General features: G+C 45.6%; 1 protein-coding gene and 1 pseudogene. Both read left to right on the forward strand.

Annotated features, from left to right (window positions below; translation table 11 throughout):
• Positions 1–32 precede the first annotated feature (32 nt).
• Complete coding sequence (gene purN, locus GMD4S_RS09670) at positions 33–584, forward strand: phosphoribosylglycinamide formyltransferase (protein WP_000717482.1); 552 nt, start codon at positions 33–35, stop codon at positions 582–584.
• 86 nt (positions 585–670) lie between these two features.
• Positions 671–821, forward strand: a pseudogene (locus tag GMD4S_RS13090) (GNAT family N-acetyltransferase); the annotation flags it as partial.

Consider the following 821-nt stretch of genomic DNA (forward strand, 5'->3'; position numbering starts at 1 on the left):
GTCAAGAAAGAAAACGAAAGTGTCATCATCAAATGAAAAAAATAGCGGTTTTTGCCTCTGGTAACGGCTCAAATTTTCAGGTGATTGCCGAAGAATTTCCGGTGGAATTTGTTTTTTCAGACCATCGTGACGCCTATGTGCTAGAGCGGGCAGACAAGCTCGGAGTCCTGTCTTATGCTTTTGAACTCAAGGAGTTTGAGAACAAGGCAGACTACGAAGCAGCACTTGTCGAACTCTTGGAAGAACACCAGATTGACTTGGTCTGCCTCGCAGGCTACATGAAAATCGTCGGTCCAACCTTGCTAGCAGCTTATGAAGGCCGTATCATCAATATTCACCCAGCTTATCTCCCGGAATTCCCAGGAGCTCATGGTATTGAGGATGCTTGGAATGCAGGCGTTGACCAGTCTGGCGTGACCATTCACTGGGTGGATTCTGGTGTGGACACAGGCAAGGTCATCAAGCAAGTCCGTGTGCCACATCTAGCAGATGATACTATCGAAAGCTTTGAAGCTCGTATTCACGAGGCTGAGTACAAGTTGTATCCAGAGGTGCTGGATAGCTTGGGAGTGGAGAGAAGGTAAGAAGTAAATCAAGTTTTGATTGCGCAACCTTGCTAGGAGAAAAAATGATTGAACTGAAATTGGTAGATGAGAGCAGTTTTTAGGCAGTGCTGGATTTGAAAATATCTGAAGCTGATGAACAAGCACATTTCGTGGCTCCAAATGTACGTTCTTTAGCTGATGCATGGCTCTACCGGAAAAACGAAGATGTGTTTCCGATGGCAATCTATTGGGATAAGCAAGTGGTTGGCTTTCTCC

Source organism: Streptococcus sp. GMD4S (assembly GCF_000296955.1).

Bases quoted from the DNA above. Each gene is read 5' to 3' on its own strand.
- purN (WP_000717482.1), top strand. From the start codon at position 33: ATGAAAAAAATAGCGGTTTTTGCCTCTGGTAACGGCTCAAATTTTCAG.